A 24,155-nucleotide genomic window follows, 5' to 3' on the forward strand; every position below is an offset into this window, starting at 1 on the left:
AGCCGTCGAGAACCATGGCTCAGTTCAACCTTCCGAAAAATTCTCAGATCACGCCGGGCAAGGCCTGGCCGGCCCCTCCGGGCGCCAGGAACCTGCAGACCTTCAAGATCTACCGGTGGAACCCGGATGACGGGGCCAATCCGCGGATCGACACCTATCAGGTCGATCGCGAGGATTGCGGTCCGATGGTCCTCGATGCGCTCCTGTGGATCAAGAACAAGGTCGATTCGACCCTGGTCTTCCGCCGCTCCTGCCGCGAGGGCATCTGCGGCTCCTGCGCGATGAACATCGAGGGCCAGAACGCGCTCGCGTGCACGATGGGCATCGACGAGTGCAAGAGCCCCGACAACGCCTTGCCGGTCTTGACCCGCAAGGACAAGGACGGCGCGATCCGGATCTATCCGCTGCCGCACATGCCGGTCCTCAAGGACCTCGTGCCGGATCTCACGAATTTCTACGCCCAGCACGCCGCCATCGAGCCCTGGCTCCAGACCGAGACGCCCGCGCCCGAGAAGGAGTGGCGCCAGACGCCGGAGGACCGCTCCCGCCTCGACGGGCTGTACGAATGCATCCTGTGCGCGTGCTGCACCACGTCGTGCCCGAGCTACTGGTGGAACGGCGACAAGTTCCTCGGGCCGGCAGCCCTGCTCCAGGCCTATCGCTGGCTGATCGATTCCCGCGACGAGAACACCGGCCACCGCCTCGACGGGCTGCACGACCCGTTCCGGCTGTACCGCTGCCACACGATCATGAACTGCGCCAACACCTGCCCGAAGAGCCTCAACCCGGCGAAGGCCATCGCCGAGATCAAGAAGATGATGGTGGAGCGCACGCTCTGATTGCAGAGTTGTGCCGCGCGTTGAGGCCTGAGGGCCACACCGGGCTGAAAAGGCCGGCTCTCCGCTGCGGAGTCGTCTCAGGCTGACTGCGCCGCCTTGCGGTCAGCGCAATTGCCACGGAGTCAGGGCTCAAGCGCGTTCGCGCCTTGAAGCCTGACCCGAAGTGGACCGATGCTGCGCTCGAACCTGTCGACGTTCGCCGTTCTCTGTCTGAGCGCCAGCCTCGGCGCCTGCGCCTCGAGCCGCTTGGACGGGCCGCGGACCCGTGGCCCATCTCCTCAGGCGTCGCTGGACACCGTGCCGGCGATGCCGTCGGGTACCGTGACCGCGGCGCCCCTGGCGCCTCCGCCCGGCGTGGCGGCGAGCCCCGATGCACCGCCCCCGCCCGGCGCCCAGGCGGCCGTGCCGCCCGCCGGCCCGACCGTGATCGCCGAGCCGGTCGCCCCGCCGGCGCCGCCGCCGCCGGTCGCCACGGGCGGCCGATCGGCCGTGGTCGGAAGCTGGGATGCCCGGGATGCCACCGGGGCGAATTGCAAGGTCACGCTCTCGAGCACACCGGCCCTCGACCTCTACCGGGCGACGGCCTCGGGCTGCGCCAACAAGGATCTGGCCCGGGTCTCAGCCTGGGATTTCCGGGACGGCGAGGTCTACCTCTACCAGCCGGGCGGCTCGGTGGCGGCGCGGCTGCGGCAGGGCGGCGGCGGCCTGGAAGGTGCGCTGACCAAGTCCGGGGCCGCGCTGGCTCTGAACCGCTGAGGCGGCGCGGCGCGACCACGCCGCACGGTTGGCACCCGGCGAGAGGCACTTACATGAGGCGCTCCCGCCGCATCACGCACCCGTAGACATGTTCCTCGATTGGCTTGAGCGCCGCGTCGATCCTTTCGCGTCCTTCGATGAGGCGCGGATGCCGCCGCGGTCGATCCTCGGTTTCGCCTGGTTCTACCTGCGCCCGATCCGCACCGCCCTGGTGGCTCTATTCGTCATCGCGGTCGTCGCCGGCACGGTCGAAGCCTCGCTCTACCTCGTGATGCGCTGGTTCATCGATCTGCTCGGCTCGGCCGACCGGGCATCCGTGCTTTCGGACCATTCGGTCGAACTCGGTCTGGTAATCCTGCTGATCGCCGTGGTGCGACCGCTGTCGATCTGGGCCCACGAGGTGCTGTCCAACCAGCTCGTCGTCCCGCAATCCACGAGTCAGATCCGCTGGCGGGCCCATCTCTACACCCTCGGGCATGCGCTTTCGTATTTTCAGGGCGACTTCTCGGGACGGCTCGCTAACCGGGTCGTGCAGGTGGGCCCGGCGGTTCGGGAACTCGCCGTCGTCTTCATCGATACGCTGCTTTACGTGGCGATCTACGCGATTACCGCCGTCGGGCTGTTCAGCGCGATCTCGCCGTGGCTGGCCGTTCCGGTGCTGCTTTGGATCGTCGCCTATGCGGGCCTGACCGCGTGGTTCGTGCCCCGGGCCCGCGCCCGCTCCCACAAGACTGCCGATACCCGCTCGACGCTCATCGGCCGCATCGTCGACAGCTACACCAACATCCTGACGGTGAAGCTCTTCGCCCGCGATCGCGAGGAGCGCGCCGCGGTACAGGACGCCGTCGAGGTCCACACCGCCGCCTATCTCCACCAGTTCCGTCTGGTGACGCTGACAACCAGCCTCCTCGGTCTCCTCAACAGCGCGCTCCTGATCGCCACCGGCGCGGCGTGCCTCGTCCTCTGGCGCGATGGCGGCATGACCACCGGCGAGGCGTCGGCGGGTCTCGCCCTGGTGCTCCGGCTGATCGCCATGTCCGGCTGGGTCATGCAGACCGTGCGCGGCGTCTTCGAGAATGTCGGCGTGGTCCAGGAGAGCATGCAGACCATGGCGCGGCCGCACGCCCTGATCGACGCGCCGGACGCCAAGCCTCTGGTCGTGACCGGCGGTGAGATCCGGTTCGAGGCGGTCGGCTTCCACTACGGCCGCGGCGACGCCACCGTCATCGAGGATTTCTGCCTGACGATCCGCCCGGGCGAGAAGGTCGGGCTGGTCGGCGTCAGCGGCGCCGGCAAATCGACGCTGGCGGGCCTGCTCCTGCGCCTCTACGACGTGGAGAGCGGCCGTATCCTGGTGGACGGCCAGGATATCGCGACGGTAACCCAGCAATCCCTGCGCGAGGCCATCGCGATGGTCAGCCAGGACACGTCGCTGCTGCACCGCTCCATCCGCGACAACATCGCCTATGGCCGCCCCGGCGCCACCCAAGCCGAGATCGAGCGGGCGGCCCGGCTGGCGCATGCCGACGCGTTCATCGCCGATCTCGTCGACCACAAGGGGCGGCGCGGCTATGACGCCCAGGTCGGCGAGCGCGGCGTCAAGCTGTCCGGCGGGCAGCGTCAGCGCATCGCGATCGCCCGGGTCATGCTGAAGGACGCGCCGATCCTGATTCTCGACGAGGCGACCTCGGCCCTGGACAGCCAGGTCGAGGCGGCGATCCAGGAATCGCTCGACACGCTGATGGCCGGGAAGACCGTTCTGGCGATCGCGCACCGCCTGTCGACCATCGCGGCCCTCGACCGGCTGGTCGTGATCGACCGCGGCCGGATCATCGAGGAGGGGACGCATGCCGAGCTGGTGGCAGCCGGCGGCGTCTACGCCGGCCTCTGGTCGCGCCAGTCGGGCGGATTCCTGGACGACGGGACGGCTCGGTACGACAGCGCGGTCGCCTGAGAGGCGGACCGGCGCGATTGCCGGCAACTTACCGCGATGATCGAGGCTCGACCTTATCGCCGCGCCGCACACAGCCGCTTGACTCAGGGGCGGCAGACGGTCTCATTGCTCAGATTAGAACCATAATGCTTTGTTCCCGGATCGAGCCGGAACGAGGGCACCTGCGGCCCTGACGCCGACGCATGGAGTTCCGAACCTTGGCGAATACATCAGCCGCCGCTCCCGCGGCCCCTGGGCATGAGGGCAGCCGACGCGACTTCCTGTTCTTGGCGACCGGCGCGGGACTCGCGGTCGGGGCCGCCGCCGCAGCCTGGCCGCTGATCTCCTCCATGGCGCCGGATGCCGACACGATCGCGGCCGGCGCACCGATCGAGGTCGATCTCTCCCCGATCCAGGACGGGCAGATCGTCAACGTCTTCTGGCGCGGCAAGCTGATCTTCGTACGCAAGCTCACCGCCAAAGAGGTCGGTGACATGCAGGCGGTCCCGCTCTCGGCGATGATCGATCCGGCCGCCTTCCCGACCCGGGTCAAGAGCGGCCACGACCAGTGGCTCGTGGTCTACGGCAACTGCACGCATCTCGGCTGCGTGCCGATCGGTCACCAGGGCAATTTCGAGGGCTGGGCCTGCCCGTGCCACGGCTCGCAATTCGACGCGGTGGGCCGCGTGCGCCACGGACCGGCGCCGATCAACCTGCCAATCCCGCCCTACGCCTTCGAGACGGATACCAAGATCCGGATCGGCGAGGGTGGCAAGGAAGCGGCCTGAGGGAGGACGGAAGCATGAGCGGAACGGCCAGCACCTACGTCCCCAAGAGCCGGGTAGCCAAATGGTTCGAGGCGCGCCTGCCCATCGTCGGGCTGATGCATTCCTCGTTCGTGGCCTTCCCGGTCCCCCGCAACCTCAATTATTTCTGGACCTTCGGGGCGATCCTGATCGCCTTCCTGGGCATCCAGATCGTCACCGGCGTCTGGCTGGCGATGCACTACGAGCCCTCCGCGACGGGTGCCTTCAACTCCGTCGAGAAGATCATGCGCGACGTCAATTACGGCTGGCTGCTGCGCTACGCGCACGCCAACGGCGCGTCGATGTTCTTCGTCGCCGTGTACCTGCACATGTTCCGCAACCTCTATTACGGGTCCTACAAGGCTCCGCGTGAGGTGCTCTACATCCTCGGCGTCGTCATCTACCTGCTGATGATGGCCACGGCCTTCCTCGGCTACACGCTGCCCTGGGGCCAGATGAGCTTCTGGGGCGCCACCGTCATCACCAACATCCTGGCGGCGATCCCGGTGGTGGGCGACACGATCCAGACCCTGCTCTGGGGTGGATACTCGGTCGGCAACCCGACGGTGAACCGCTTCTTCTCGCTGCACTACCTGCTGCCGTGGATGATCGCCGGCGTGGTCGTGCTGCACGTCTGGGCGCTGCATGTCACCGGTCAGAACAACCCCGTGGGCATCCCGATCAAGTCGGGCAAGGACGCGGTGCCGTTCACGCCCTACGCGACGATCAAGGATGTGTTCGCGGTCTGCGTGTTCATGATCCTGTTCTCCTGGTTCCTGTTCTACCAGCCGAACTATCTCGGCCACGCCGACAACTACATCCAGGCGAACCCGGCAGTGACGCCCGCGCACATCGTCCCGGAATGGTATTTCCTGCCGTTCTACGCGATCCTGCGTGCGGTCCCGAGCAAGCTCGGCGGCGTCATCCTGATGTTTTCGGCCGTGATCATCCTGGCCTTCGCGCCGTGGCTCGACACGTCGCGGATCCGCTCGTGCAACTACCGGCCGCTGTACCGCCAGTTCTTCTGGGTCTTCGTCGGCGCCACGCTGCTGCTCGGCTGGCTCGGCTCGCAGCCCCCGGAGGGCGGCTACGTGCTCGCCGCGCAGGTCTGCACCGCCTACTACTTCGCGCACTTCCTGATCGTCATGCCGCTCTGCGGCCTGTTCGAGACGCCGAAGAAGCTGCCGGGCTCGATCCTCGAGAGCGTGACCGGGCCGGGCAAGCAGGTGAGCGGGTCCGGCATGCCGGCCGGCGCCGCCGCCGCTCCGACCACCAAAGGCTGACGGGCTGACGACAGGACCATGAAGATGACGCGCGTCCTCTCGACGACCGCCGCGGCCGCCCTGGCGGCCCTGCTGATCGGCGCCGTGCCGGTCTCTGCCCAGGAAGGGCATGGCGGGCCGATCCCGGCCCGCGTGAACTGGAGCTTCGCCGGCGTGTTCGGCCGCTTCGACACCGCGCAGCTTCAGCGCGGCTTCCAAGTCTACAAGGAGGTCTGCTCCGCCTGCCACTCGATGAAGCTGGTCTCCTTCCGCAACCTGGCGCAGGAGGGCGGTCCGGACTTTTCAGCCGCGCAGGTCAAGGCGCTGGCCGCGACCTACCAGGTGAAGGATGGGCCGAACGACGCCGGCGATATGTTCGAGCGGCCCGGCCGGCCGGCCGACACCTTCCCGCCGCCCTTCCCGAACGATCAGGCGGCGGCCGCGGCCAACGGCGGCAAGGCGCCGCCGGACTTCTCGGTGATCGCCAAGGCGCGGACCTACTCCCGCGGCTCGCTCTACTTCCTGACCGACTGGCTGCCCTTCGTCGGCTACTCGGAGCACGGGCCCGACTACATCCACGCGCTGCTCAACGGGTACGAGGAGGCGCCGAAGGATTTCGCGGTGCCGGAGGGCGGCCACTACAACAAGTACTATCCCGGCCACATCATCGCGATGCCGCCGCCGATCACCGACGGGCAGGTCTCCTACCCGAAGAACGATCAGGGCCAGCCGGTCGTCCCCGAGACGGTCGACCAGTACGGCAAGGATGTCTCTGCCTTCCTGATGTGGGCAGCCGAGCCGCACATGATGGACCGCAAGGCCCTGGGCTTCCGGGTGATCCTGTTCCTGATCATCCTGTCGGGGCTGCTCTACTACGTGAAGAAGAAGGTCTGGGCCGATGTCGGCGGCGAGGTCCATGGCCTCCAGCCGGAGCTGCACAAGACCTACTGACACGGGACCTCGGATCGACGAACCCGGTGGGCCTCCCTCGCGGAGGCCCATCTTTTTTGGGCTGGATCGCCATGTTAACCCGTGCTCGCCGCGACGATCGGCCGGGCGGAAGCGGATTGATCCATCCCTCGCCCTCATCCTGAGGTGCTGCGCAGCAGCCTCGAAGGAGGGCGCCAGAGATCGCTGCGGATTCTGGAGCCCTCCTTCGAGGCCTCCGCTTTGCTCCGGCACCTCAGGATGAGGCGGGGGATGGATCAGGCGGCCAATATGCGCTGCGCGACCTAGGGGATACCTTCATGACGGCAGCAATCCTCGGGGTGATGGGCGGGTCCGGCGTCTACGACCTGCCGGGTCTCCAGGACGTGCGCGAGGAGCGCGTGGCCTCGCCGTGGGGCGAGCCCTCGGACGCCCTGCGCGTCGGGCGGATCGGCGACACCAAGGTCGTGTTCCTGGCACGGCACGGGCGGGGACACCGGCTCTCGCCGTCGGGCATCAACTACCGCGCCAATATCGATGTCCTGAAGCGCGCCGGCGTCACCGACCTCGTCGCCCTCTCGGCCTGCGGCTCGTTCCGCGAGGATCTGCCGCCGGGCCTCTTCGTGCTCGTCGACCAGTTCGTCGACCGCACCCACGGGCGCGCCTCCTCGTTCTTCGGCGACGGTTGCGTCGCCCACGTCTCGCTCGCCCATCCGGTCGGCCCCGGCCTGCAGGCGCGGATCGCTCAGGCCGCGAAGGCCGAGAACATCGCGGTCCATCGCGGCGGCACCTATGTCTGCATGGAGGGGCCGCAATTCTCGTCGCTCGCCGAGTCCCGGACCTACAAAGCACAGGGCTTCGACGTGATCGGCATGACCAACATGCCCGAGGCCAAGCTCGCCCGCGAGGCGGAGATCACCTACGCGACCATCGCGATGGTGACCGACTACGATTGCTGGCACCCTGGCCACGATGCCGTGGACGTCGCCGCGGTGATCGCGGTCGCCCGGGCCAATGCCGACAAGGCGGCGCGGCTCGTCGCCCGTCTCGCCCGCGACTTCCCGGCCGAGCGCGAGGCTTGCCCGGCCGGCTCCCACCGGGCGCTCGACGGCGCGATCATGACCGCGCCCGCCGTCCGGGATCCGGCTTTGCTCGCCAAGCTCGACGCCGTCGCGGGCCGGGTGCTCAACGGGTAGCCGGACGCCCTTTCCATTCCGCGACGAGTCCCTCTAGAAGGCGCGGGCGGCCGAAGCCGCCCCAGCCGCGAAGTCCAGATCGAAATGCGCAGCGCCTCCATCAGCCGGAAGACGGCGGAAACCGATATCGCGGTTACCGTCAATCTCGACGGGACCGGGCGATCGACGATCGCCACCGGCATCGGCTTCCTCGACCACATGCTGGACCTGCTGGCGCGGCACGCCCTGTTCGATCTGGACGTGAAGGTCGACGGCGACCTGCATATCGACCAGCACCACTCGGCCGAGGATTGCGGCATCGCCCTCGGCCAGGCCTTCGCGAAGGCGCTCGGCGACAAGCGCGGCGTCACGCGCTACGCCGACATCCACCTTCCGATGGACGAGGCGCTGACCCGGGTCTGCGTCGACATCTCGGGCCGTCCGTTCCTGGTGTTCCGCACCGCGTTTCGGGTGGAGAAGATCGGAACCTTCGACACCGAGCTGGTGCGCGAGTGGTTCCAGGCCTTCGCGATGAATGCCGGCCTGACCCTCCACGTGGAGACGCTCTACGGCGACAACGCCCACCACATCGCGGAGAGCTGCTACAAGGGGCTGGCCCGGGCCTTGCGGAAGGCCGTGGCGATCGATCCGCGAGAGGAGGGGCGCGTTCCCTCCACCAAGGGCTCCCTGTAGACCTGTTGTCATCGGGCGTCCGGATCGGCCACGCGGCCGTCGCGGCGCACGCTCTCGGAGTTTCGCGATGCGGATGCGCAGCTACACGCTCCACCTGCCGGCCGATGCGCGGCCCGGCGAGTCGATCGGGCTCGACCGGGCTCTGCTGGTGCGGGACGGCTTCTCCTGGCCGGCCTTCGCCTTCACGGTGCTGTGGTTCCTGTTCCACCGCCTCTGGCTGGCCGCCCTGCTCGTGCTCGTCGGTCTGGTGGCGCTGGGCGTGGCGGGCATCGCCCTCGGGCTCCCGGCCGGTGCCGCCCTCATCGTCACCCTGCTGGCCGCTTGGCTGATCGGCCTCGAAGCCTCGAGCCTGCGCCGCTGGACGTTGGCGCGGCGCGGCTGGCCGGCGCGCGACGCCGTGATCGCCGCGACGCACGAGGAGGCCGAAGCCCGGGCCCTGAACCGCTGGATCGAGGCGGCTCCGAATGCGCCCCGTGCGCCGTTCCCGAGCGGTTCCAGCCGGCGGACCGAGCCGGTGATCGGGTTGTTCCCAGCCCAGGAAGGCGCCCGGTGAATTCCCGGGCGAGACGCGCATGAGCACCGAGACCGTCGCGATCATCGATTACGGGTCGGGCAACCTGCATTCCGCCGCCAAGGCCTTCGAGCGCGCCGCACGTGAGACCGGATCCAACGCGCGGATCTGCCTGACCTCGGACCCGGACGTGGTGGCCTCCGCCGACCGTGTCGTCCTGCCCGGTGTCGGCGCGTTCGCAGATTGCCGCCGCGGGCTCGATTCCGTCCCCGGCATGGTCGAGGCGATGACGCAGGTCGCGCACGGGGCCGGACGCCCGTTCCTCGGGATCTGCGTGGGGATGCAGCTCCTGGCCAGCCGGGGGCTCGAATACACCACCACGCCGGGGCTCGGCTGGATTCCCGGTGATGTCGGCCCGATCCGGCCGTCCGATCCGGCCCTCAAGGTCCCCCATATGGGCTGGAACACCCTGCGGACCGAGCGCGACCACGCGCTGCTCGCCGGCATTCCCACCGGCGAGGACGGGCTGCACGCCTACTTCGTCCATAGCTACGCGCTGGATGCGGAGCGCCCTGACGACGTGGTGGCGCGCGCCGAGTACGGCGGCCCGGTCACCGCCCTCGTCGCCCGCGACAACGTCGCCGGCACGCAGTTCCACCCCGAGAAGAGCCAGCGGCTGGGCCTCGCGCTCATCGCCAACTTCCTGAACTGGCGCCCGTGAGCGCCGTTCGGCCCAGGCAAGAAGGACGGAAGCGCCCGTGATCCTGTACCCGGCGATCGACCTGAAAGAGGGGCGGTGCGTCCGCCTCATCCAGGGGGACATGGCGCAGGCCAAGGTCTTCGGCGACGATCCGGCCGCGCAGGCCGCGATCTTCGAGGCGCAGGGCTTCTCCTGGCTCCACGTGGTCGATCTCGACGGCGCCTTCGCGGGCGCGCCGCGGAATGCGGAGGCCGTCGACGCGATCCTCGCGCGGGTGAAGATCCCGGTCCAGCTCGGCGGCGGCATCCGCGAGATGAAGACTCTCGAGGGCTGGCTGAGCAAGGGCGTCGCCCGAGCGATCATCGGCACCGCCGCGGTGCGCGATCCCGGCTTCGTCCGGGAGGCCGCCCGCAAGTATCCCGGGAAGATCGCGGTCGGGATCGACGCCAAGGACGGCCGCGTCGCGGTCGAGGGCTGGGCCCAGACCTCCAGCATGACCGCGGAGGAGCTGGGGCGCCGGTTCGAAGACGCCGGTGTCGCGGCGATCATCTACACCGACATCGCTCGGGACGGGATCCTGAAGGGCCTCAACGTCGAGATGACCCTGGCGCTCGCCCAGGCCGTACGTATTCCGGTGATCGCGTCGGGCGGCCTCGCCTCGATCGACGACGTGCACCGCCTGCTGCAGCCGGATTGCGCCCTGATCGCCGGCGCGATCACGGGGCGGGCGCTCTACGACGGCCGCATCGATCCGGAGGCGGCGCTGACCGCGATCGCTGCGGCGCGCGGCCCGGCGGCGTGATATCCAGAGGCTCGCGACATGAGACGCCGCCCGTGCTGAAGATCCGCATCATCCCCTGCCTCGACGTGAAGGACGGGCGCGTCGTGAAGGGCGTGCGCTTCGAGGGCCTGCGCGACGCCGGCGACCCCGTCGAGGCCGCCAAGGTTTACGACGCGGCCGGCGCCGACGAGCTGTGCTTCCTCGACATCACCGCGAGCCGCGAGGCCCGCGGCACCCTGCTCGACATCGTCAGCCGGACCGCCGAGGCCTGCTTCATGCCGCTCACCGTCGGCGGCGGCGTCCGGACCGTCGAGGACGTGCGCGCGCTGCTCCTCGCCGGCGCCGACAAGGTCGCAATCAACACCGCGGCCGTGAAGGATCCCGACCTCGTCGCCCGCGCCGCCGAGAAGTTCGGCGCCCAGTGCATCGTTGTGGCGATCGACGCCAAGCGCGTCTCGCCCCCCGGCGCGCCGGCCGCCTGGGAGATCTTCACCCATGGCGGCCGCGACCCGACGGGGATTGACGCCGTGGCCTTCGCGCAGCTGGTGGCCGGAAAGGGCGCCGGCGAGCTGCTCGTCACCTCCATGGACAAGGACGGGACCCGGTCCGGCTACGACCTCGCCCTGACGCGGGCGATCAGCGACGCCGTCACCGTGCCGGTGATCGCCTCGGGCGGAGTCGGCGGCCTCGACGACCTCGTGGCCGGCGTGGCCGAGGGCGGCGCCAGCGCCGTGCTGGCGGCCTCCATCTTCCATTTCGGGCAGGCAAGCGTCGCCGAGGCGAAGGCGCATATGGCGGCGGCCGGCCTCGCCATGCGCCTCGACGGCCCGGCCTCTTCCGCGAGGGCGCCCCTGTGAGCAGCTACCTTCTGGCGAACGCCAACCTCCTCGATCCCGCGACCGGTCGCGAGACCGCCGGCACGGTACTGGTGCGGGACGGCCGCATCGCCGACATCGCCGCCGGTGCGGCACCGGGCGCCCCCGCCGACGCGAAGCGCGTCGACTGCGCCGGCCGCGTCCTGACCCCCGGGCTGATCGACATGCGCGCCTTCGTGGGCGAGCCGGGGGCCGAGCACCGCGAGACCCTGGCCTCGGCGAGCGCCGCGGCGGCCGCGGGCGGCGTCACGACGCTCGTCTGCATGCCCGATACCAACCCGGTAATCGACGAGCCGGCCATCGTTGACTTCGTGCTCCGCCGCGCCCGCGACACGGCGAGCGTCAACGTCCTGCCGGCTGCCGCCATCACCAAGGGGCTGGCCGGCCGGGAGATGACCGAGTTCGGCCTCCTCAAGGAGGCCGGCGCTATCGCGTTCACGGACGGGCTCCGGTCCGTAGCGAACGCTCAGGTGCTGCGGCGCGCGCTCACTTACGCCCGGGATTTCGACGCCCTGATCATGCAGCACGTCGAGGATTCGGACCTCGTCGCCGAGGGCGTGATGAACGAGGGCGAGCTCGCCTCGCGCCTCGGTCTGATGGGGATTCCCCGCGAGGCCGAGACCGTGATGCTGGAGCGCGACATCCGCCTCGTGCGGCTCACCGGGGCGCGCTACCACGCCGCCATGATCTCCTGCGCCGATTCGGTGGAGATCGTACGACGGGCCAAGCAGGACGGCCTGCCGGTGACCTGCGGCGTCTCGGTGAACAACCTCGTGCTGAACGAGAACGACATCGGCCATTACCGGACTTTCTGCCGGCTCTCGCCGCCGCTGCGCCACGAGGTCGATCGCCAGGCCGTGGTGCAGGCGCTCGGCGAGGGCGTGATCGACGTCGTCGTCTCCGACCACAACCCGCAGGACGTGGAGACCAAGCGCCTGCCCTTCGCCGAGGCGGCGGACGGGGCGCTGGGCATCGAGACGCTGCTCGGGGCCTCGCTCCGCCTCGTCCATACCGGCGACCTGGCGCTGTCCAAGCTCATCGCGGCGCTCACGGTGAATCCGGCACGGATCCTCGGCCGCGAGGCCGGACGGCTGGCGGTCGGCGCTCCCGCCGACCTGGTCCTGATCGATCCCGATCTGCCCTACGTCCTCGACAAGCGCCGGCTGAAGTCGCGCTCGAAAAACTCCCCGTTCGACGAGGCGCGCCTCCAGGGCGCGGCGGTTCTCACGCTGGCCGGCGGCCGGATCGTCCATGCGGTCGACGACCTCGCGGCCGCCGCATGATGCTTCCGGACCTCGCGACTCCGGCCGTCCTCGGCGGCCTCGCCCTCGGCTACGCCCTGGGCTCGATCCCGTTCGGGCTGATCCTGACGAAATTCGCAGGCCTCGGCGACGTGCGGGCCATCGGCTCGGGTAATATCGGCGCCACCAACGTGCTGCGGACCGGTCGGAAAGGCCTCGCCGCGGCGACCCTGCTGGGCGACGCCCTCAAGGGGACGGCCGCCGTCCTGATCGCCCGCCAGCTGGGCGAAGGCCCGGCGCTGGCCGCCGGGCTCGGCGCCTTCCTCGGCCATCTTTTCCCGATCTGGCTGGGCTTCAAGGGCGGCAAGGGCGTCGCGACCTTCATCGGCGTGCTCCTCGCCTTCAGCCCGCCCGCCCTGGCGGTCTTCGCGGCGATCTGGCTGGGGCTCGCCTTCGCGGCCAAATACTCGTCGCTGGCAGCGCTCGCCGCATCCGCGGCCACGCCCCTGGCGCTGTGGGCACTCGGAGCTCCGGCGCAAGCGTTGCTGTTCCTGCTCCTCGGCCTTCTGCTATGGTGGAAGCACGCGCCCAACATCCGCCGACTCGCGTCCGGCACCGAGGGGCGCATCGGCCAGAAGGGCTGAGCGCGCGCCGACGGCGCGGACCTTTGGGGGTGGTGGATGCAGCTCACCGATGCCCAGCGGCTCGACTGGCTGCGGCTGATCCGAACCGAGGGCGTCGGGCCGCGAAGCTTCCGAAGACTCATCAACCGCTTCGGCGGCGCAGCCGCCGCCCTCGATGCCCTGCCGGACCTCACCGCCCGCCAGGGAAGACGAATCACGCCGCCGACGCGGAGTGAAGCCGAGGACGAGACCGCGGCGCTCGTCCGTCTTGGCGGTCGGCTGATTGCCACGGGCGAGGCGGATTACCCCAGGCTTCTCGCCCAGGTCGATGCGGCGCCGCCGCTCCTGGCCCTGCGCGGCGCTTCCATCCTCAACCGGCCCGCCGCCGCGCTCGTCGGCTCGCGCAACGCCTCGACGGCCGGGCTCGCCTTTACGGAGCGGCTGGCCCGGGGACTCGGTGAGGCCGGCCTGACGGTGGTCTCCGGCCTCGCCCGCGGGATCGACGCCCGGGCCCACAGGGCCAGCCTGCAAACCGGGACGATCGCCGTCATGGCCGGTGGTCAGGACCGGATCTATCCGGCGAGCCATGCCGCCCTGGTCGAGGCGATCCTGGGGGAGGGGGGCGCCGTCCTCGCCGAGATGCCCATGGGCTGGGAACCGCGTGGGCGCGACTTCCCCCGCCGCAACCGCATCATCTCCGGCCTGTCCTACGGGACCGTCGTGGTCGAAGCCGCCCGCCGCTCCGGGTCGCTGATCACGGCGCGCTATGCCCTGGAACAGAATCGGGAGGTCTTCGCGGTCCCGGGTTCGCCCCTCGACCCGCGCGCCGAGGGCACGAACGACCTGATCCGCCAGGGCGCTGCCCTCGTCTCCGAGGTCTCCCACATCCTCGATGTGCTCGGCCCGATCATCGAGCGCGGCCCGGACGCGGACGCGGCGCCCGCGCGCGGACGGCCGGACCTCGCCGAGCAGCCGGATTTCTGGGACGAGATCGAACTCGACGGGCCCTGCGGGGACCTCGACCCGACACCGCGCCGGCGCGCGCCCGCGCTCTTCGACCGCCCGACCTGCGCGGACGCGCCGCCCGAGCCCGAGGATGACCGGGCGCGGATCGTGGCGCTGCTCGGCCCGAGCCCGGTCGGCACCGACGAGCTGGCGCGGACCGCCGGCGTCGGCGCCCGGATCGTGCAGAGCGTGCTGCTGGAACTCGAACTCGACGGACGGATCGAGCGCCACGGCAGCGGCACGGTCTCCCTGGTCAGTCGTTGAGGAAGTCGTCGTCGGTGTCCGCGTCGGCGTCGGCGAGGTTGCGCATGACGTCGAGGCAGCCTTGGAGGATGTAGGCGGCGGCCAGCTTGTCCACGAGTTCGCCGCGCCGCGCCCGCGAGGCATCGGCCTCGATCAAGGCCCGCGTGACCACGGCGGTCGACAGGCGCTCGTCGAAGAAGACGTGGGGCAGGGGGCAGATCGGCGCTAGGTTGCGCATGAAGGCGCGGGTCGACTGCACCCGCGGCCCCTCGCTGCCATCCATGTTGAGCGGCAGCCCGACGACGAGGCCGCCGACCGCGTGCTGCCGGCACAGGGCGGCGAGCCGCTGCGCGTCGGGGGTGAACTTCACCCGCCGGATCGTTTCCAGAGGCGTCGCGATCTGCCGTCCGAGATCCGACAGGGCGAGTCCGATCGTCTTGGTGCCGAGATCGATGCCGATCAGCCGGGCGCCGCCGCGGGATTCGGCCGCAAAGGCCCGGATCGCGTCGAAGTTCATGACTCCGCCTGTACGGCGCGCGCCAGGGTGGCCTCGGTGATGCCCTCGAACCGGGCGGGCAGGGGCTCCGCGCCCGGTCCGAGAACCAGGGCCGCGGACGGCGCGGTGATCCGCGTGAAGAAATCGTCGAGGCTCTCGCCGCCGAACCGCACCGTTTCCAGGTCGGGCGCGAGCAGCCAGATATCGTACTCCCCGTCGGTCCCGGAGACGTCCCAGAACAGGAAGCTGCCATCCTCGCCCGCGCCGAAGAAGCAGGCGCGCTCGACCACGCTGGCCTCGCCGCCCTCGACGTCGAAGCGGTGCGGCTCCGATCCCTCCTCCAGCATCGCGACGGCGGCGCCGACGCTGTGGGCGATCAGGCCCGCCTGGCTCACCAGATCGCAGGCTTCGAACGGCGCCGGCACCGCGACGCGGAACTGTCCCGCCGCCAGGCCGACCCCGCAGGTCCCGCAGAAGGTGCGATAGGAGGCCGGCAGGGAAAAGCCCAGCGCCTCGGCCGCCCGGTCGAGGGCCGCCGCGTCCGGAACGAAGCCCGGCGCGAGATCCTCGAAAACCTGCTCCCACATCGCTCCCGCTCCACCGTCCACAGGCTTCAGCTCCTCAGCAGATCGCCCCCGGTGCGCGCGGAGCCGTTCGCGTCTAGGTAGGTTAATGATCCGTTAAACCACGCTCTTAGGGGCATGCCTTGTCGACGAACGGCCAGCTCTCCTGTTCCGCCCCGTCGGGATCCCGGCGGGCGATGCCGCGCAAGCATCGCTGGATGCTGCTCCTCGCCTTCGAGATCCTGATCGCGGGCTTCACCCAAGCCATGATCCAGCCGGTCCGGCAACAGGGAATCACCATCGAGATGTCGGTGACGCCCCACCACGTGGTCACCTGACGGGCCCTCGGGAGCCCGGTCCCCCTCCGACCCCGTTCGGCCGTCTCCGCGCGTGGCGGCGATCCCCGATGCCGGCACGCGGGCGGCGCAGGCCCCGTACCCGCCTCCGCCCGCGTTGCGGCGCGTCGAGAGCCGATGCTATAGCCCGACCGACTTCGGGAGCGTGATCCCGGGCAGGGGCGAACGGGACGGCATGTCGGTCGACGAGAAGACGGTTCGGCGCATCGCGCATCTGGCGCGGATCGCGGTCACCGACGACGAAGTCGGGCCGCTGCAGGGCGAGTTGAACGCGATCCTCGCCTTCGTCGAGCAGCTCGGCACGGTCGACGTCGCGGACGTCGAGCCGATGACCTCGGTCACGCCGATGGCGATGAAGAAGCGCGAGGACGTCGTGACCGAAGGCGGCCGCGCCGCCGACGTCGTCGCCAACGCGCCCGAGACCGAGGACAATTACTTCCTGGTCCCGAAGGTGGTCGAGTAGACCGGTCTCGACCTGCACCTTAGGCCCGGACCTTGCGGACCGGATTTCTGGCGGGCGCGCCGCGGCGCGCGGGGACGTGAACAGCGTGAATCCGAACGAACTGACCCTGGCCGAGGCGCGGGACGCCCTGAAGGCGAAGCGGATCTCGGCCCGCGAGCTGACCCAGGCGCATCTCGACGCCATGGCCAAAGCCCGCGTCCTGAACGCGTATATCCGGGAGACCCCGGACCGCGCGCTGAAGATGGCCGAGGCCTCCGACCAGAAGATCGCGTCCGGCGAGGCGCGGCCGCTCGAGGGCATTCCCCTCGGCATCAAGGACCTGTTCTGCACGCATGGCGTGACGACCACGGCCGGCTCCAAGATCCTCGAGACGTTCGAGCCGCATTACGAATCGGCCGTGTCGGCCAATCTGTGGCGCGACGGCGCCGTGATGCTCGGCAAGCTGAATCTCGATGAGTTCGCCATGGGCTCGTCCAACGAGACCAGCGCCTACGGCAACGTCGTATCGCCCTGGCGGCGGACCGGATCGGACGCGCAGATCGTGCCCGGCGGCTCATCGGGCGGCTCCGCCGCGGCGGTCGCGGCGCGGCTCTGCCTCGGCGCCACCGCGACCGATACCGGCGGTTCGATCCGCCAGCCCGCCGCCTTCACCGGCACGGTCGGGATCAAGCCGACCTACGGGCGCTGCTCGCGCTGGGGCACGGTGGCCTTCGCCTCCTCCCTCGACCAGGCCGGCCCGATCGCCCGGACGGTGCGCGACTGTGCAATCCTGCTCGGTTCCATGGCCGGCGCGGATGCCCGTGACACGACCTGCGCCGATCTGGCCGTGCCCGATTTCGAGGCTGCGGTCACCCGCGGCGTGAAGGGTCTGACCATCGGCATCCCGAAGGAGTACCGGGTCGACGGCATGCCCGCCGAGATCCAGAAGCTCTGGGACGAGGGAGCGGCCTGGCTGAAGGCGGCCGGGGCGACGATCAAGGAGATCTCGCTGCCGCACACCGCCTACGCGCTGCCGGCCTATTACATCGTGGCCCCGGCCGAGGCCTCCTCGAACCTCGCCCGCTACGACGGCGTCCGCTACGGACTGCGCGTGCCCGGCAAGGATATCGCCGGGATGTACGAGAACACCCGCGCCGCCGGCTTCGGCCGTGAGGTGAAGCGCCGGATCATGATTGGCACCTACGTGCTCTCGGCAGGCTACTACGACGCCTACTATGTCCGCGCGCAGAAGATCCGCACGCTGATCAAGCGCGACTTCGAGGTGGCCTACGCGGATGGCGTCGACGCCATCCTCACGCCGGCCACGCCGTCGGCCGCCTTCGGCATCGGCGAGAAGGCCTCGGCCGACCCTGTGGAGATGTACCTCAACGACGTGTTCACCGTGACGGTGAACATGGCAGGCTTGCCGGGCATCGCCGTACCGGCCGGGCTCGATGGCCAGGGCCTGCCGCTCGGCCTGCAGCTCATCGGCCGTCCCTTCGACGAGGAGACGCTGTTCGCGGTCGCGCAGGTGATCGAGGATTCGGCGGGTCGCACAACCCTGCCCGAGCCGTGGTGGTCATGACCGTCCCATACTACCCCTGGACGGTCTGGATCTGGGCCGGGTTCGATCCGGCGCTGATCGTGGTGGCGGTCTATCTCGGCTGGACCGCCAGCCAATTCGGCAAGGTGTTCATCGCGGCGATCGCGGCGCTCGGCTTCTCGGTGCTGTTCTCCTACGCGGTGAGCGCGGCCGGCATTCCGTGGCCGGCGCCGATCACCCATGACGGCCCGACCTTCTTCCCGGTGCGCGCCGTCGCGGCCCTGCTCTGGGCGATCGTCGGCTACGGCGCCCGGCAGGCGGTCCGACGCCGCGCTTGATCTTTTCGCGACGCCACCCGTAAGTGACCGGAAGACATCCACGCCCACCCGCGCCCTCATCCTGAGGCGCCCGCGTGAGCGGGCCTCGAAGGAGGCCTCCAGCTGGCCGCGCGATCCCTGGAGCGCTCCTTCGAGGCTGCTGCGCAGCACCTCAGGACGAGGCCGTGGGTGGGAGGATCACGCCACGCTCCTTTCCTCGGCCCGGACGACCATGAACGCACCCGTCGACCCCAAGAAGCTGATCAAGGGCGGCCTCCACGATTGGGAGGTGATCGTCGGCATGGAGATCCATGCCCAGGTGTCCAGCCGGGCGAAGCTGTTCTCCGGCGCCTCGACGGAGTTCGGGGCTGAGCCGAACGACCACGTCTCGCTGGTCGATGCCGCGATGCCCGGGATGCTGCCGGTGATCAACGCGGAATGCGTCGCGCAGGCGGTGCGCACCGGCCTCGGCCTGAAGGCCAAGATCAACCTGCGGTCGGTATTCGACCGGAAGAACTACTTCTACCCGGATCTGCCGCAGGGCTACCAGATCTCGCAGTACAAGGACCCGATCGTCGGCGAGGGCGAGGTTCTGGTGGACCTGGCCGACGGCGCGTCGATCACCGTGGGCATCGAGCGCCTGCACCTTGAGCAGGATGCCGGCAAGTCGCTGCACGACCAGGACCCGACCCGGAGCTTCGTCGACCTCAACCGGTCGGGGGTGGCGCTGATGGAGATCGTCTCCCGGCCCGACCTGCGCTCCTCTGAGGAGGCGAAGGCTTATGTGACCAAGCTGCGCACGATCCTGCGCTATCTCGGCACCTGCGACGGCGATATGGAGAAGGGCTCGCTCCGCGCCGACGTGAACGTCTCGGTGCGCCGCCCCGGCGAGCCGCTGGGCACGCGCTGCGAGATCAAGAACGTCAATTCGATCCGCTTCATCGGGCAGGCGATCGAGACCGAGGCGCGGCGCCAGATCGCCATCCTTGAGGATGGCGGGAAGATCGACCAGGAAACGCGCCTGTTCGACCCGACCAAGGGCGAGACGCGCTCGATGCGCTCGAAGGAAGAGGCGCACGATTACCGCTACTTCCCCGATCCCGACCTGCTGCCGCTGGAATTCGACCAGGCCTTCGTCGATGCCCTGGCCAGGGACCTGCCCGAGCTGCCGGACGCCAAGAAGGCGCGGTTCGTCTCGGCGTTCGGTCTGTCGCCCTATGATGCCGGCGTGCTGGTCGCCGAGCGGGCCTCGGCCGACTATTACGAGGCGGTGGCGAAGGGCCGGGACGGCAAGGCCGCGGCCAACTGGGTGATCAACGAGCTGTTCGGGCGCCTCAACAAGGAGGGCCTGTCCATCGACGCGACCCCGGTCTCGGCGGACCAGCTCGGCGCGATCATCGACCTGATCGGCGAGGGCGTGATCTCCGGCAAGATCGCCAAGGACCTGTTCGAGATCGTCTGGACGGAGGGCGGCGACCCGCGCGCCGTCGTCGAGAGCCGCGGCATGAAGCAGGTGACCGACACGGGCGCCATCGAGGCGGCCGTGGACCAGATCATCGCGGCCAATCCCGACAAGGTCGCGCAGGCCAAGGAGAAGCCGACCCTGCTCGGCTGGTTCGTCGGCCAGACCATGAAGGCCACCGGCGGCAAGGCGAACCCCGCGGCCGTGAACGCGCTGCTCAAGGCGAAGCTGGGAATCGCGTGAACACGTCGCGACGGACGGCCATCTCCCGCGCATGACCTCATCCTGAGGCGCCCGCGTCGGCGGGCCCCGAAGGCGGGCTCCAGGGGCCGCGTGGCGGGCTGGAGTTCGCCTGCGAAACGGCTGCGCCGCGCCTCAAGATGCGGGCGCGGGCCGGATTGCTGGCACTTCCCAGTCGCAGGATATCACCGCCTCGACGCGCCCCCTCGTCGCTTCGGCCACGACGAAATCCCGCCGCGGCACAGCCGGGCAGGTGGGGCATGCGGATCCTCTGAGAAAAACCGCGGCGGAACGGCTCGAAGTGGGGCCTTTCGCGCATTCGAAGGCGTGCCATGTATGGCCGCTTCTGCGCCCCTGGAGCCGCGTCCGTCCGGCTGTTCGTGTAGCGCCGCTGAGTCTCGGGCCGAACCGGTCCCTGGACCGTCTAGGCGGCTTTCCGCTGCGGTGGAGTCATGCCTGTCTCCTCCAGCTTCCGTCAACCGGCACTGCTGCGAAACCTGATCGCATCAAGGTTTCGTGCCGGCCCGTGCCCGCTTTCGCCAAGCACAGGGGGAGACTGCGCCCCTCATCCGGGACGGTCAATAGCTATTTTCCCGGCAACCTGGTTTTTCGCTCGACTTGGTCGCAGTGCCGCGCCGCACTGCCTGCGGGGTCAACGACTTGGATCGATCCTGCGGCACTGCGAAAGACCGTGTGGCGCCCGAGCGAATCGCCACCCGCCCTTGTTTCCGACCAGAAAGCGGAAGCCGCGGGCGAAGAGCGTGTCGGTCTTGCCGCCCCGGTCGGCGCTGTCGGCTTCGTCGTCCACGCGGTGACAAGTTCGAGAGCGGGAAGGCGAGAACCGCCGTCTGCGGGCGTGGGGCCGCGGCGGCACATCCTCCTCTCCGACGCGGATGTGCCTCCAGACATCCGCACCACCGTCAATCGGCCCGCGTTCGCGCGGTGACTCAGTGCCGGCCGGCCTCCGTGGCCGGGCCGGCCGCCGGCGTCGCCGAGGGGGAGACCCGGTCGCGCAAATCCATGAGCCAGTTCGGAGCCGGGCCGCGGCCGCCGTTGACGAAGACCGTCGCGGTCATGCCAGCGATGAGCGGAACACCGGGCGGGACGTGGTCGATGCGGATGCGGACCGGGACCCGCTGCGCGAGGCGGACCCAGGTATAGACCGGATTGACGTCCGGCAGCCCCTGCGTGCTCGACGCGGCATTGGCCGTGGAGATGCCGAGCGTGATGCTCTCAACCGTCCCGGTCAGGTGCGGATCGAAGCCCATCAGCTTCACGTCGGCGGGGTCGCCGACGCGGATGTTGGGCATCTTGGTCTCCTCGAAATAACCGTCGATCCAGAAGGAATCGGTGTCCACCACGCTGATGTTCGAGGTGCCGGTCCGGGCGTAGTCGCCGACCCGCATCAGAAGGTTGGTCACCCGCCCGTTGACCGTGGAGGTCACCTGGGTGCGTTCGAGATTCACCTTCGCCTGCCGCAGTTGCGCCTGCGCGCTCTCCACCGCCGCCTCGGCGATCTTGGCGGAGCCGGCAAATTGCTGCTTCTCCTCGACCGAGGTCGAGACGGTCGAGAGCGCCTGGCGCCGCGCCGATTGGGCGTTCTTCACCTGCAGATCGGCCTCGCGATTCTTCACCTCGGCATCCGCCGAGGTGACCGCCACCTCGAAGTCGATCGGATCGATGACGTACAGGACGTCGCCCTTTCGGACATTCTGGTTGTCGTGAACTCGGACCTCGACGATCTGCCCGGCGACTTGCGGCGCGATGTTGGCGACCTGCACGCGGACCGTGCCGTCCCGGGTCCACGGCGCCGCCACGTAGAATTCCCAAACGAAGCCGGCCGCCAGGATCGCGGCGAGCAGGATCACTCCGGTCGCCGCAAGACGGAAGATCTTGGCGGCGCGCGCCTGGCGCGGGACCGAGGGGAGCGGGTCGCTCCGACCGGGCGCGCCGTCGCGGGCGGCAGGCTTCGGATCGTCCTCGTCGGCGGTCGTATCGGGCATCAGATGAACGCGATCAGGAGGGCGAGAACACAGACGTAGAGGCCGGCCTCGGCAAGCGGGGCATTGGCGACGTAGCGGCTGAAGCGGATGCGCGCGAAGACCCGGCGCAGGACGACCAGAATCACGAACGCGGCCAGCGCATAAGCGACGAAGGCGCTCACCAGCACCCCGCCGACATGGATGTCCTCGTGCATCGTGACCCCGGAGAAAGCCGCCCGTCAGAAGGGCGCGATGTCAAGGCGATGGAGGAATCGCCGGTGGCGGGTGATGGTTCGCGACGCGGTGACGAGATCGCTCGCAGCGCGGGCGGTGGTGAGCCGCACCGGCCGATCCTGGCCGGAGGCGGCGCGGATCAGATCGCGCGCGGCGATCTCGAGGCCGCGGTCGTTGCCCGCCGCGAGAGCGTCACGCGCATGCGGGATCGCGCCGCGCAGGTCCTCGATCGACCAGAGGCGGCGCAGTTCGGCATGGGCGCGGGCGGCGGCGGCCTCCAGGCGGGCGAGGGCGAAGGCGTGGTGCAGGTTTGCCCGCCGGACGGCACCGCTCCCCGAGCTGTAGCCGGCGAACTGGAACAGCCGGTCGGCGTTCAGGCTCGTGCGGGTGGTGGCGTCGCCTCCCTGGCCGATCAGGGCGTCGGCGAGGGACCGCCGGGCCGAATCGAGGGCGAAGGCCCGCTGCTGCGCGGGCGTGACCGGCAGGATGAGGCGGACGACGATCGACAGGATTATGGCCGCAACGACCACGAGGAGCGCGTTCAGCAGGAAGGTCAGGGCATCGTAGGTCTGAGGATTGGAGGGGCCGAGCAGGACGGGGAAGAACACGATCACGATGAAGCCGATGCCGAAGGTCCTCGGGTTCAGCGACAGGAAGCAGCCGAAGATGATCACCGGCGCCATCGCGATGGCCAGCATCGGAAAACCCTGAACGCCGTTGAGCAGCGCGAACCGGGCGATGCCCGCGAACGTGGCCGCCAGCGTCATCCCGATGACGACGCCGGTGGCGAATTTCTTCGGATCCGGCGTGACCGACGACAGCGCCGCGGTGGCGGCGACCTGGACCAGCGCGAAGGAGGCCTGCGGCAGGCCGAGGGCCACGAAGGTGGCGGCCGTCACGGCAAAGCTCAGGGCGACCCGCAAGGCGCCACGCAGGGCGACGGGGAAGTCGCGATGCGTCGGCAGCGTGGCGTCGCGCAGGGGCTTGTGACCGTCGGCGACCGCGCGGATGCCGTCCTGCGCGAAGGTCGCGGCGCAGACGAAGTCGAGGGCGCGCTGGAGGACCACCACTTCGTCGAGGGGGCGGGTCCCGTCGCGAATCGCGGCGTCGACCAGATCACGCAGGCGCTCGTCGTCTCGGTCGAGGGCATCTGGATCGGGCGCATCGGTCACCCGCCTGCAGATCGCCATGGCTTCGGAAACAGCCGGGCCCGGGTTGCGCAGGCACGCCGCCGCCGCCGCGACGCTGCGGATCGACGCCGCCATGACGTAGAGCGCGGCGATGCAGCTGCGCGCGCCGGCCGCCCGGAAGCGGCCGTCGTCGAGTTCGCCCGCAATCGCGCTGGCGTCGGCCCGCATCGGCGCGATGGTGCGGATCAGCGCCGCGGTCCGGGACGCGCCGAGATCGCCCTCGGTCAGCGTCTCGCGAGCATAGCCGCGCGTCTCGTCCCAGGCCTTGCGGAGCTGCGGCAGCAATGCCCGCCACGTGCTCGGCGAGGCGAGGGCGTCGTTGATGAAGGTGATCACGACGATGCCGAGGACGATCACGGCGACGCGGGACACAGCGGCGTCGAAAGTGCCCTGCGGCTCGTCGATCTGGCCGAGCGCGATGATCGCAACGGTGTAGCCGGACAGCATCGCCCCGTAGGCCCGGGTATCCTGCAGGAACTGGGCGACGAAGACGCAGAGGCCGAGCCAGACGGTGAAGCCCAGGAGCAGCAGCACCCGGTCCTGAGCGAACAGGGCCATCAGGACGAGTGCCACCACAGCGCCGATCAGCGTGCCGAGGAGGCGGTAGACCGCCTTCGAGATCGCCTGCCCGCGCTTGGGCTGGGCGAGGATCGCAACGCAGGTGGCGGCCGACGAGGCGCTGTCGAGCTGGAGCCAGAAGGCCGCGGCCAGCGCCAGCATCATGGCGATCCAGATCCGCAGCGCGAAAGCCCAGGCGGCCGGTTTGGGAACCCAGGCGTCGAGAAAGCGCACCGCGCGGTCGATGGCCGACACGGCACGGCGATCCGCGACGGATGCGACCGGGGCCTTAGCCATGCCGGACCTTGCGCCGAACCGCATTGGGCGGGCTGTCCGCCGTCCATCGGAACGGAGAAAGGTCCGTCATGTCGTGGCGCCTCCGGCCAATCACCCGCGGATGTC

The 24,155-nt window shown here is 69.7% G+C and carries 25 protein-coding genes; 20 read left to right on the forward strand and 5 right to left on the reverse strand.

What is annotated here, in order from left to right; all coding sequences use genetic code 11:
• Nucleotides 1-14: 14 nt before the first annotated feature.
• From CIW48_RS06300 to dprA, 15 genes are all read left to right on the forward strand, one after another.
• Nucleotides 15-839 (forward strand): succinate dehydrogenase iron-sulfur subunit, encoded by an 825-nt coding sequence (locus CIW48_RS06300; RefSeq protein ID WP_091777513.1) that lies wholly within the window; start codon nt 15-17, stop codon nt 837-839.
• Between the two features lie 171 nt (nt 840-1,010).
• A complete protein-coding gene (locus tag CIW48_RS06305) occupies nt 1,011-1,595 on the forward strand; it encodes a protease inhibitor Inh/omp19 family protein (protein WP_091777515.1) in 585 nt (194 codons plus the stop codon).
• A gap of 88 nt (nt 1,596-1,683) precedes the next feature.
• On the forward strand, nt 1,684-3,549 hold the full coding sequence (locus CIW48_RS06310) for an ABC transporter ATP-binding protein (protein ID WP_149310041.1): 1,866 nt from the start codon (nt 1,684-1,686) through the stop codon (nt 3,547-3,549).
• A gap of 182 nt (nt 3,550-3,731) precedes the next feature.
• Entirely contained in the window at nt 3,732-4,316 is a 585-nt protein-coding gene (petA, locus tag CIW48_RS06315) for a ubiquinol-cytochrome c reductase iron-sulfur subunit (RefSeq protein WP_173009191.1), read from the forward strand.
• A 14-nt stretch (nt 4,317-4,330) separates the two neighbouring features.
• Entirely contained in the window at nt 4,331-5,617 is a 1,287-nt protein-coding gene (locus tag CIW48_RS06320; protein ID WP_091777520.1) for a cytochrome b N-terminal domain-containing protein, read from the forward strand.
• Between the two features lie 18 nt (nt 5,618-5,635).
• Complete coding sequence (locus CIW48_RS06325; RefSeq protein WP_149310042.1) at nt 5,636-6,547, forward strand: cytochrome c1; 912 nt, start codon at nt 5,636-5,638, stop codon at nt 6,545-6,547.
• Nucleotides 6,548-6,843: 296 nt separating this feature from the next.
• Entirely contained in the window at nt 6,844-7,719 is an 876-nt protein-coding gene (locus CIW48_RS06335) for an S-methyl-5'-thioadenosine phosphorylase (RefSeq protein WP_149310043.1), read from the forward strand.
• 84 nt (nt 7,720-7,803) lie between these two features.
• Nucleotides 7,804-8,391: an imidazoleglycerol-phosphate dehydratase HisB gene (gene hisB / locus CIW48_RS06340; RefSeq protein WP_149310044.1), complete on the forward strand. Its 588-nt coding sequence runs from the start codon at nt 7,804-7,806 to the stop codon at nt 8,389-8,391.
• 67 nt (nt 8,392-8,458) lie between these two features.
• Nucleotides 8,459-8,944, forward strand: a complete 486-nt coding sequence (locus CIW48_RS06345; RefSeq protein ID WP_149310045.1) for a DUF2628 domain-containing protein — start codon at nt 8,459-8,461, stop codon at nt 8,942-8,944.
• A 19-nt stretch (nt 8,945-8,963) separates the two neighbouring features.
• Nucleotides 8,964-9,623 (forward strand): imidazole glycerol phosphate synthase subunit HisH, encoded by a 660-nt coding sequence (gene hisH / locus CIW48_RS06350; protein ID WP_149310046.1) that lies wholly within the window; start codon nt 8,964-8,966, stop codon nt 9,621-9,623.
• Between the two features lie 37 nt (nt 9,624-9,660).
• A complete protein-coding gene (gene hisA / locus CIW48_RS06355; protein WP_149310047.1) occupies nt 9,661-10,404 on the forward strand; it encodes a 1-(5-phosphoribosyl)-5-[(5-phosphoribosylamino)methylideneamino]imidazole-4-carboxamide isomerase in 744 nt (247 codons plus the stop codon).
• A 32-nt stretch (nt 10,405-10,436) separates the two neighbouring features.
• Nucleotides 10,437-11,240, forward strand: coding sequence for an imidazole glycerol phosphate synthase subunit HisF (hisF, locus tag CIW48_RS06360; protein WP_149310048.1), 804 nt, complete (start codon nt 10,437-10,439; stop codon nt 11,238-11,240).
• Nucleotides 11,237-12,541 (forward strand): dihydroorotase, encoded by a 1,305-nt coding sequence (locus tag CIW48_RS06365; RefSeq protein ID WP_149310049.1) that lies wholly within the window; start codon nt 11,237-11,239, stop codon nt 12,539-12,541. The genes hisF and CIW48_RS06365 overlap by 4 nt, the downstream gene beginning before the upstream one ends.
• Nucleotides 12,541-13,143, forward strand: coding sequence for a glycerol-3-phosphate 1-O-acyltransferase PlsY (gene plsY, locus CIW48_RS06370; RefSeq protein ID WP_149310105.1), 603 nt, complete (start codon nt 12,541-12,543; stop codon nt 13,141-13,143). Before CIW48_RS06365 ends, plsY begins: the two co-directional genes overlap by 1 nt.
• 36 nt (nt 13,144-13,179) lie before the next feature.
• The gene (gene dprA / locus CIW48_RS06375; protein WP_149310050.1) at nt 13,180-14,391 is read left to right on the forward strand and encodes a DNA-processing protein DprA; all 1,212 of its coding nucleotides are present in this window, start codon (nt 13,180-13,182) and stop codon (nt 14,389-14,391) included.
• Here the strand turns inward: dprA and ruvX are convergent.
• Together ruvX and CIW48_RS06385 are read right to left on the reverse strand one after the other, a co-directional pair.
• Complete coding sequence (ruvX, locus tag CIW48_RS06380; protein ID WP_091777541.1) at nt 14,381-14,887, reverse strand: Holliday junction resolvase RuvX; 507 nt, start codon at nt 14,885-14,887, stop codon at nt 14,381-14,383. The genes dprA and ruvX overlap by 11 nt on opposite strands.
• The gene (locus tag CIW48_RS06385) at nt 14,884-15,453 is read right to left on the reverse strand and encodes an SMI1/KNR4 family protein (protein WP_149310051.1); all 570 of its coding nucleotides are present in this window, start codon (nt 15,451-15,453) and stop codon (nt 14,884-14,886) included. Before CIW48_RS06385 ends, ruvX begins: the two co-directional genes overlap by 4 nt.
• A 173-nt stretch (nt 15,454-15,626) precedes the next feature.
• On the opposite strand from CIW48_RS06385, the gene CIW48_RS33160 reads away from it, so the two are divergent.
• The 5 genes from CIW48_RS33160 (at nt 15,627) to gatB (ending at nt 19,792) form a co-directional block, all read left to right on the forward strand.
• Nucleotides 15,627-15,767 (forward strand): hypothetical protein, encoded by a 141-nt coding sequence (locus tag CIW48_RS33160; RefSeq protein WP_173009192.1) that lies wholly within the window; start codon nt 15,627-15,629, stop codon nt 15,765-15,767.
• A gap of 193 nt (nt 15,768-15,960) precedes the next feature.
• Nucleotides 15,961-16,248, forward strand: coding sequence for an Asp-tRNA(Asn)/Glu-tRNA(Gln) amidotransferase subunit GatC (gene gatC, locus CIW48_RS06390; RefSeq protein WP_149310052.1), 288 nt, complete (start codon nt 15,961-15,963; stop codon nt 16,246-16,248).
• Nucleotides 16,249-16,333: 85 nt separating this feature from the next.
• Complete coding sequence (gene gatA, locus CIW48_RS06395; protein ID WP_149310053.1) at nt 16,334-17,812, forward strand: Asp-tRNA(Asn)/Glu-tRNA(Gln) amidotransferase subunit GatA; 1,479 nt, start codon at nt 16,334-16,336, stop codon at nt 17,810-17,812.
• On the forward strand, nt 17,809-18,108 hold the full coding sequence (locus tag CIW48_RS06400; protein WP_149310054.1) for a hypothetical protein: 300 nt from the start codon (nt 17,809-17,811) through the stop codon (nt 18,106-18,108). The genes gatA and CIW48_RS06400 overlap by 4 nt, the downstream gene beginning before the upstream one ends.
• 211 nt (nt 18,109-18,319) lie before the next feature.
• Complete coding sequence (gene gatB, locus CIW48_RS06410) at nt 18,320-19,792, forward strand: Asp-tRNA(Asn)/Glu-tRNA(Gln) amidotransferase subunit GatB (protein WP_149310055.1); 1,473 nt, start codon at nt 18,320-18,322, stop codon at nt 19,790-19,792.
• A gap of 944 nt (nt 19,793-20,736) precedes the next feature.
• Here the strand turns inward: gatB and CIW48_RS06415 are convergent.
• Genes CIW48_RS06415 through CIW48_RS06425 form a run of 3 tightly spaced genes read right to left on the reverse strand, consistent with a single transcriptional unit; the run spans nt 20,737 to nt 24,050 of the window.
• Nucleotides 20,737-21,792 carry an HlyD family secretion protein gene (locus CIW48_RS06415; RefSeq protein WP_149310056.1) on the reverse strand — a complete coding sequence of 352 codons (1,056 nt, stop codon included), beginning with the start codon at nt 21,790-21,792 and terminating at the stop codon, nt 20,737-20,739.
• Nucleotides 21,792-21,986, reverse strand: a complete 195-nt coding sequence (locus tag CIW48_RS06420) for a DUF1656 domain-containing protein (protein ID WP_091777551.1) — start codon at nt 21,984-21,986, stop codon at nt 21,792-21,794. Before CIW48_RS06420 ends, CIW48_RS06415 begins: the two co-directional genes overlap by 1 nt.
• 24 nt (nt 21,987-22,010) lie before the next feature.
• Nucleotides 22,011-24,050 (reverse strand): FUSC family protein, encoded by a 2,040-nt coding sequence (locus tag CIW48_RS06425; RefSeq protein ID WP_173009193.1) that lies wholly within the window; start codon nt 24,048-24,050, stop codon nt 22,011-22,013.
• Nucleotides 24,051-24,155: the final 105 nt, after the last annotated feature.

This window comes from Methylobacterium sp. P1-11 (assembly GCF_008329595.1).
GTDB lineage: Bacteria > Pseudomonadota > Alphaproteobacteria > Rhizobiales > Beijerinckiaceae > Methylobacterium.

Coding starts and splice junctions, on each gene's coding strand:
- CIW48_RS06300 (WP_091777513.1), top strand. CDS start 15: ATGGCTCAGTTCAACCTTCCGAAAAATTCTCAGATCACGCCGGGCAAG.
- CIW48_RS06305 (WP_091777515.1), top strand. CDS start 1,011: ATGCTGCGCTCGAACCTGTCGACGTTCGCCGTTCTCTGTCTGAGCGCC.
- CIW48_RS06310 (WP_149310041.1), top strand. CDS start 1,684: ATGTTCCTCGATTGGCTTGAGCGCCGCGTCGATCCTTTCGCGTCCTTC.
- petA (WP_173009191.1), top strand. CDS start 3,732: ATGGAGTTCCGAACCTTGGCGAATACATCAGCCGCCGCTCCCGCGGCC.
- CIW48_RS06320 (WP_091777520.1), top strand. CDS start 4,331: ATGAGCGGAACGGCCAGCACCTACGTCCCCAAGAGCCGGGTAGCCAAA.
- CIW48_RS06325 (WP_149310042.1), top strand. CDS start 5,636: ATGAAGATGACGCGCGTCCTCTCGACGACCGCCGCGGCCGCCCTGGCG.
- CIW48_RS06335 (WP_149310043.1), top strand. CDS start 6,844: ATGACGGCAGCAATCCTCGGGGTGATGGGCGGGTCCGGCGTCTACGAC.
- hisB (WP_149310044.1), top strand. CDS start 7,804: ATGCGCAGCGCCTCCATCAGCCGGAAGACGGCGGAAACCGATATCGCG.
- CIW48_RS06345 (WP_149310045.1), top strand. CDS start 8,459: ATGCGGATGCGCAGCTACACGCTCCACCTGCCGGCCGATGCGCGGCCC.
- hisH (WP_149310046.1), top strand. CDS start 8,964: ATGAGCACCGAGACCGTCGCGATCATCGATTACGGGTCGGGCAACCTG.
- plsY (WP_149310105.1), top strand. CDS start 12,541: ATGCTTCCGGACCTCGCGACTCCGGCCGTCCTCGGCGGCCTCGCCCTC.
- dprA (WP_149310050.1), top strand. CDS start 13,180: ATGCAGCTCACCGATGCCCAGCGGCTCGACTGGCTGCGGCTGATCCGA.
- ruvX (WP_091777541.1), bottom strand. CDS start 14,887: ATGAACTTCGACGCGATCCGGGCCTTTGCGGCCGAATCCCGCGGCGGC.
- CIW48_RS06385 (WP_149310051.1), bottom strand. CDS start 15,453: ATGTGGGAGCAGGTTTTCGAGGATCTCGCGCCGGGCTTCGTTCCGGAC.
- CIW48_RS33160 (WP_173009192.1), top strand. CDS start 15,627: ATGCCGCGCAAGCATCGCTGGATGCTGCTCCTCGCCTTCGAGATCCTG.
- gatC (WP_149310052.1), top strand. CDS start 15,961: ATGTCGGTCGACGAGAAGACGGTTCGGCGCATCGCGCATCTGGCGCGG.
- CIW48_RS06400 (WP_149310054.1), top strand. CDS start 17,809: ATGACCGTCCCATACTACCCCTGGACGGTCTGGATCTGGGCCGGGTTC.
- gatB (WP_149310055.1), top strand. CDS start 18,320: ATGAACGCACCCGTCGACCCCAAGAAGCTGATCAAGGGCGGCCTCCAC.
- CIW48_RS06415 (WP_149310056.1), bottom strand. CDS start 21,792: ATGCCCGATACGACCGCCGACGAGGACGATCCGAAGCCTGCCGCCCGC.
- CIW48_RS06420 (WP_091777551.1), bottom strand. CDS start 21,986: ATGCACGAGGACATCCATGTCGGCGGGGTGCTGGTGAGCGCCTTCGTC.
- CIW48_RS06425 (WP_173009193.1), bottom strand. CDS start 24,050: ATGGCTAAGGCCCCGGTCGCATCCGTCGCGGATCGCCGTGCCGTGTCG.